Source organism: Myroides sp. C15-4, assembly GCF_050522745.1.
Lineage (GTDB): Bacteria > Bacteroidota > Bacteroidia > Flavobacteriales > Flavobacteriaceae > Flavobacterium.
On record NZ_JBMVQX010000028.1, the window covers coordinates 47,402 to 54,190 of the forward strand.

Below are 6,789 nucleotides of genomic sequence, written 5' to 3' on the forward strand. Positions count from 1 at the left end.
GTTATGGTGTTAAGTTACAGTGTTCTAAAATATTCTAAAACGGCACGGGCTTCTTCTTCTGTTAGATTCTGATTCGCCATCGGTGCACCGTTAAATTCTTTTAATAACTCTTGTGCTAATGGATCATTTTCAATCATATTCTCTGGGTTTAAAATCATATTCATTACCCATTCTGGTGTGCGACGTTCTAAGATACCCTTAGGAGCTGGTCCGATAAATTTCTTATCAGGCTTGTGACAAGCCGTACACATCGTTTTGAATACTTCTTGACCTTTCGTAGCCATGGCTTGATCAATGTCACCTAACACAAGGGTTTTGATCGGTCCTTTTCCTTTATTTACTAAATCTACGCGTTCCGAAGCAGGTGCATTTGCATCTGTTGAAGTAGATTTCGTTTCTGTAGGAACTTCTACTTTTCTTTCATTTGTTGTTACTGTTCCGTCTGATGTGGGTTTTGCAGTTTTGTCTCCACAAGAAAGAAGGGTAAAACAGCCTGTTAGTAGCATAAATGATAGCGCTTTTGATTTCATCTTGATATAGTTTAGATATTATTGTAACCCAAAGTTAGCCCTAGATGAAGGGAGTATTTTATGACTCAGATCACAAAAGTGTTAATAAAGGAGTTTTTTATCCTTTTTCTTGTTTTTAATGTCATGTATCACCAAAAATCCTCTGATTACAAGAGAGAGGTGTAAGAAAATCACGTCATTCTTTTTGTGTTTAAAGTTGTTTTTTATGTTAATTTAGATGTGCTTTTTATTTTATTTAGTATTTAATGTGTTAATTTGTATTAATAATTATTTATGTTATGAAAAAGATACTGTTTGTTTTGTTTTTTGTGTTAATTCACCTGCATACAATGGCCCAAAAGGGAATATTTAAACGAGGAACAATTAGCCCAAGCGTTTACAAGGAACAACTAAGCTATACAAGGGTAGATAAGCTGATTTATGTAACAGTGGAAATAAAAGGAAAGGAGTATGTTTTTCTAGTAGATACTGGAGCTCCTTCAACAATTCGAAAAGGATTAGATGTTGATGCTGTTTTTCTAGAACGTCTGTCTATCATGGACGCCATGCAAAACACACAAGAGGTCGAATACGTTACTATACCTGCTGTGAAAATGGGGAATTTAACCTTTGAAAATTTTGTGTTTATGCGGGAAGACCTGTCGGTTTTTGACGACTTGGGTATTGATGGAATTCTTGGAGGCAATATGACAGCCAAGAGTGTGTGGGATTTTGACCTGTATCACGATGCAATTGTGATTTCAAGTCATTTCGATACGCAATGGAAGACCGCTAATTTCTCTTGTTTAAAAGTAAAGAAAACCGCCATTGGCACTCCCTTGCTTACATTGACGTACTTTGATCAGGTGAAGGAAAAGGGGATTTATTTTGATACGGGCTATAACGGATTGTTTTATTTGAGTGCTATTATGTTTGAAAAGGTAAAGCCATACGCTTCTCATTATATTACAGGAGAAGGTGTATTGAGTACAAATGCCTTTGGGGTTAGTTCAGGAGAAACCGCACTGTTGCCTCTATCCATGAAGGTAGGAAAACAATTGATTCCGACCTTTTTAGCGGATGTGGAAGAAGATGAGGAAAGCAATCTAGGAGTAGAGTGGTTGTCTTACTACCGCGTAATCCTACACGGCAACAAGTTTTATTTCGCCCCGTATGAAAACAAAAAGTTCGAAGCGAATTTTAGTGGAAAAGGATTGAAAACAAGGATAGAAAATGGGGAATTGATGGTCACATTTATTTGGCATAATTCACCTGCGCATCAAGCTGGAATTCAAGTGGGGGATACAATACAGGTAGTAAATGGACAAAACGTGGGGCAATTAACGTTGACTGAAAAAGAAAAATTGAAAGAACAACTACAGTCTTCTCCTGATGTTACACTTGAAATTAGTAGAATTAATACGGAGATTGTATTGAAAGAGGAAGTGCTCCTAAAAGGAAAATAATTTTGACCTAGCAGCCATGCAGTAGTAAAACAGTTGTATTCCTGTACAGCATGTGGTTTTCGTTTGCTTTTATTGGGCTAAAATCTGGTCTAGCTAAGTTTGTGTCATCTGAACTATTCCAATGGTTCAGATGTCTTTTACCTTTGACTTAAATAAAAGGGAGTCCTTAAAGCAGTGAGTAATTAAGACTCATTTGATGAGGATTCAACCTTGTTGTAAGTCTTTGAAATAAACTGTAATACATACTTAGCATGAAAATTGTCTTTTTTACGGACGGTGTTGTTCCGTTGAGCACTTCTTTTTTTATACCCCCCATAGCAATAGAAACACCTGCGATGAAGCCGTTGTCTTTTGCATTTAATGAAAGCAATACCGCGATTTTACTTCTGATCGCCATGACAGTACTAACGGTAATCGTTTGTGGATTTTTATATGTTGAAGCCAAACAACTATTACAGGCGTATCAGCAAAGGAAAACAGCGCAGTTGAAGAAAGAAGAGCAACCGTTGTCTTGCTTGAAGTCCAATCAAATGAAGCAATTGCTTGATTTAATACGATCAAAAAAACAGCCTATTGCATTGGTACTGGGGTTCTTTTTTCAACTCCCGCTATGGGCACAGACCTCGATGCGGTTGGAGGATCGTCCACTTTTAAAAGAGCCCGGCATTTGGATTATTTTTATACTAATTGCCATTCCCATTATTTTGGGAGGTTGGATGATGGCGGTTCAAGTCTATCACATTATTAAGAGTCAACGGCAAAAGCTACACAACCAAGAAGTAGATCGTTTAATTCACTATTTCGAGAATTTATCAGAAGAAGATCTGGAGGTGTTTATGCAGCGCAAAGAGGCGTTGGATTATACGCTTTCGGATCAGGAATTATCAGGAGCACAAGAAGCGCGAGATCAGAAAGGATTGATCAGCATTCAGGAACGCGATGGCTTACCTGTGGTAGCCGCAAAGAAAAAAAATGAAAAGAACCTCGATATCGATCCTAAGCTTACTCAAGTAATTCTTTGGTTTTTGGGTACAGCGAGTTTTTGGTTGCTTTTTGGAACAACAGTAGGTGAGTACCTGGGGATTAAGTTTGTCGCTCCAGATATCGATCAAACCAGTTGGTTAAGTTTCGGTCGCTTGCGTCCCGTACATACGAATGCCGTATTTTGGGGCTGGTCTTCCTTGGGGATGATTGGTTTAGGTTACTATATTGTTCCTCGTGTAAGCAATACGGTATTAGCGAGTTACAAATGGGCGTGGTATTCGCTCATTTTGATTAATGCCTCCGTCTTCCTTGGTTCGATCAGTTTAATGGCGGGTATTAACAATGGAGGAGGTGAATATCGCGAGTACATTTGGCCGATTATGTTGCTCTTTGCCTTGGGGTTATACTTTACCTTGCGCAACTACCTCAAGACCATTGCACAGCGTAAAACAGAAGAAATCTATATTTCCAATTGGTATATTGTCGCTGCGGTTATTTTTATTAGCGTTGTGGCCGTGGTAGGCTATCTTCCCTTTTGGCAAGACGGATTAGGTGAAACTATTGTACAAGGCTACTATATGCATCAAGCGGTAGGAATGTGGTTTATGTTGTTTACCTTGGGAATTGTGTACTACTTCGTTCCCCAACAGCTCAATAAACCCATTTATTCCTATAGTTTGGGAATCTTGGCTTTTTGGACGCAAATTCTTTTTTATACCCTTATTGGTACGCATCACTTTGTATTCAGTGCCATTCCTTGGTGGTTGCAAACAGTCGCTATTGTTGCCAGTGTTGGGATGGTGATTCCCGTAGTTGCGGGAACGACAAACTTCATTATGACCTTTAATGGGGCATGGCACAAGGTTAGAGATAGCTATACGGTGCCTTTTCTTGTGGTGGGCATCATCTTTTACTTTACGGGTTCACTACAAGGAACAGCAGAGTCTTTTCGCTTTACCAATTTACTGTGGCACTTTACTGATTTTACCGTAGCGCATTCGCATTTAACTATGTATGGTATTATTGCTTTTTTACTATGGGGCGGTATTTATGCGTTAGTACCACAACTAACGGGAAGAGAGGCACCACAAATTACAGTAGGCGCCCATTTTTGGCTAGCACTGATCGGGTTGCTATTTTATTCAATTCCCTTAATGTATGGCGGAACCTTACGCGGTATGCTGTGGATGGGAGATGCACCTTTTATTGAAAGCGTAAAGCTCATGATGCCTTATTGGTTATGGCGCGCCATTGGGGGCAGTTTGATGTGGATCTCTCATGTGTTTTTTGCCTTTAACTTTTACAGCATGATTCGATCGCCTCACCCCAAAGAAACGGCAAGCGTCACCCTTGCCCTTGAAAAACTACAAGATCAAATCAAGTCTAGTACAAACTCTTAATTTTTATTCATGGATATTTTCAATAATCATAAAAAATTATACCTCGTTGCCAGTGTATTATTTGTTGTATTAACGCTGTTTGTCGCTGTTATCCCAGCCTTGGATAATCAGTCGAGAATCCAGCCATTGCCCGATGCGGAGCCTCTAAGTGAGGCAGCAGTACGCGGAAAAAAAGTATTTATAGCCAATGGATGCGTCGCCTGCCACAGTCAGCAAGTGCGAAATGTTGAAATGGATCGAAAATGGGGGAGTAGACCGTCTATGTCTGTTGATTATGCAGGCAATAAACGGATCGATGTATGGACGAATACTGCTACATTGATGGGAACAGAACGCACAGGACCCGATTTAACCGATATAGGTACACGACAACCCAGTATCGATTGGCATCTTGTACACCTGTTTAATCCGCGAATTGTCGTAAAAGAATCCGTGATGCCCGCCTATCCTTTTTTATTCCAATACAAACACAGCCCGTCTGATACGGATGTTATTGTATCCGTACCTGAGGGATTTGGCAACCCCAAAAAAGGACAAGTAGTTGCGACGGAAGAAGCGCTGGATCTCGTGGCATACTTGCGTGAACTCAAACAAGCGAAATTACCTGGAGCTAGTGTAGCACCTGAATTTCTGTATCCAATGAAGGAAAAAGCAACCGTTCAAGTAGAAGGAGGAACAGCAGATACAGGTGTGGATGGAAAAAACCTTTACGCAACGAATTGTGCGACTTGTCATCAATCGAATGGTGAAGGATTAGCTGGTGCATTTCCCCCATTGAAAAACAGCCCGATTGTTATGGCAGAGAACTTACAGCTCTTTGTGGATATTATCATGAATGGATATGATGCCAGAGGAGAATATGGAGTAATGCCAGCTGTAGGAACAAACCTTAACTGGACGGCTAAAGAAGTAACCGCTATTGTCAATTACGAACGAAATAATTGGGGAAATCAAGCCCCTTTAGTTACAGTAGAGGAAGTAAAAGAGATCATGGATTATATTAATGAAATGAAAGCTAAACAATGAAAGTAAAACAAAACATTATCCTGGGGTTACTCGTTTTTTTTACCACGGGAACCCTGATGGCCTGTCCTGTTTGTGAACGCAATCAGCCAAAAGTATTAAAGGGAATTGTACACGGTTCAGGCCCTGATAGTCAATGGGATTATCTTATTATTACAGCAGTTGCTATTGTCGTGATCTTCACATTGATTTTTTCAGTTAAATGGTTGATTAAGCCAGGAGAAAGGAGCGATAGCCACATCAAAAGAACAGTTTTAAATGAGTTGTATCATGGAACAAAAAAGTAAAGTTTACCTCTTCCTTGATGAAGAGACCCAACCCATAGCTGTTTTGGAAACACCCATTACCTTTGCATTGGATACCCATAAACTGATTGATGGTGATCATATGCTAACCATTGTTAGTAAGGATTATACAGGTAAAGAAGGGATTCGAAAGATTCCCTTCACGGTTAGAAATGGACCTGCCATAGCTGTTGAAGGGATTAAAGAAGAAGCTGTAGTGGATGGCATTGTTGATATTATGGTTAATGCCTATGGAAAAGCAGATCAAAAAACCTTTTTAATTACAGGGAGTGAAACGCCTCAAAGTATTCCGTATTGGGTGTGGATTACGATCATTGTAGTCGTTGCTTGGGGATTGTATTATATGGTGCGCTATTTTGCCGAGGCAAGCTTGTGAGAGGGAATTTACATGTACTATATCTGGAAGATAAAAAAAAACGCTGCGTGTTAAACGCAGCGTTTTTTTGTGTGGGCTTCTCTTATTTTAGATCGGCAATAGAAGCGCCAAAATTGAGGTGTAATACATGACCATTGGCCAATACTAGGGCAGGTACAGATTGTACTCCTTCGCGTTCTGCCGCTTGTATTTTAGAAGGTTCTTCTCCTAAGTGTACAATATCAATAGCATGGTCAGTGATTAGGTGTAAGATATCTTGTTCTGCACTCACACATACAGGACATCCTGCGTGGTAAAACGTTACTTTTTTCATGGTATATACAATTAAATTAATAAAAGCAGAGAAGGATGTTATTTTTCCTTCTACACGGTAAAGATAGCTGTGATTGAACGCCTGAGTGTGGTACAGAATTACAATAGGCTTATGGTCCAGCATAAGGGAGAAAGAGGAGGGGGGGGAGTGCTTTATTTTTTCTATAGCTGCTGGACTAGCTTGAAAATAACAATTCTGTATGAGTCAGCACAACAAAAGAGCCCGTATGTTTGTATCAGAAAATTAGTTCACGGTGAATGGTGAGTGGTGAATGGTGAGTGGTGAGTGGTGAATGGTGAGTGGTAAACTGTATACTAAGAGCGTATACCAAAAAATGGTTCTGTGGCCGAGTGGTAGGCCTAACTCCGCAAGAGTTAGTAGGTTGGTTCGAATCCAACCGGAACCTCAAAATA

At 39.9% G+C, this 6,789-nt stretch carries 7 protein-coding genes and 1 tRNA gene; 6 read left to right on the forward strand and 2 right to left on the reverse strand.

Features of this window, described 5'->3' with window-relative positions:
- Window positions 1-14: 14 nt before the first annotated feature.
- Window positions 15-530 carry a c-type cytochrome gene (locus ACPDHL_RS12225; protein ID WP_430533044.1) on the reverse strand — a complete coding sequence of 172 codons (516 nt, stop codon included), beginning with the start codon at window positions 528-530 and terminating at the stop codon, window positions 15-17.
- Between the two features lie 278 nt (window positions 531-808).
- Between ACPDHL_RS12225 and ACPDHL_RS12230 the strand changes: the two genes are divergently transcribed.
- The 5 genes from ACPDHL_RS12230 to ACPDHL_RS12250 all read left to right on the forward strand — a co-directional run bounded on the left by ACPDHL_RS12230 (window position 809) and on the right by ACPDHL_RS12250 (window position 6,063).
- Window positions 809-1,975, forward strand: coding sequence for a PDZ domain-containing protein (locus ACPDHL_RS12230; protein WP_430533045.1), 1,167 nt, complete (start codon window positions 809-811; stop codon window positions 1,973-1,975).
- A gap of 251 nt (window positions 1,976-2,226) precedes the next feature.
- Window positions 2,227-4,359 (forward strand): cbb3-type cytochrome c oxidase subunit I, encoded by a 2,133-nt coding sequence (locus tag ACPDHL_RS12235; RefSeq protein ID WP_430533046.1) that lies wholly within the window; start codon window positions 2,227-2,229, stop codon window positions 4,357-4,359.
- Between the two features lie 9 nt (window positions 4,360-4,368).
- Complete coding sequence (locus tag ACPDHL_RS12240; protein ID WP_430533047.1) at window positions 4,369-5,385, forward strand: cbb3-type cytochrome c oxidase subunit II; 1,017 nt, start codon at window positions 4,369-4,371, stop codon at window positions 5,383-5,385.
- Window positions 5,382-5,669 carry a hypothetical protein gene (locus ACPDHL_RS12245; protein ID WP_430533048.1) on the forward strand — a complete coding sequence of 96 codons (288 nt, stop codon included), beginning with the start codon at window positions 5,382-5,384 and terminating at the stop codon, window positions 5,667-5,669. The genes ACPDHL_RS12240 and ACPDHL_RS12245 overlap by 4 nt, the downstream gene beginning before the upstream one ends.
- The gene (locus ACPDHL_RS12250; protein ID WP_430533049.1) at window positions 5,653-6,063 is read left to right on the forward strand and encodes a cytochrome C; all 411 of its coding nucleotides are present in this window, start codon (window positions 5,653-5,655) and stop codon (window positions 6,061-6,063) included. Before ACPDHL_RS12245 ends, ACPDHL_RS12250 begins: the two co-directional genes overlap by 17 nt.
- Before the next feature lie 82 nt (window positions 6,064-6,145).
- Here the strand turns inward: ACPDHL_RS12250 and ACPDHL_RS12255 are convergent, their stop codons facing one another.
- Window positions 6,146-6,376, reverse strand: coding sequence for a thioredoxin family protein (locus ACPDHL_RS12255; protein WP_430533050.1), 231 nt, complete (start codon window positions 6,374-6,376; stop codon window positions 6,146-6,148).
- Window positions 6,377-6,712: 336 nt separating this feature from the next.
- Here ACPDHL_RS12255 and ACPDHL_RS12260 point away from each other — a divergent pair.
- A tRNA-Cys gene (locus ACPDHL_RS12260) sits at window positions 6,713-6,782 on the forward strand.
- The last annotated feature ends 7 nt before the right edge of the window (window positions 6,783-6,789 follow it).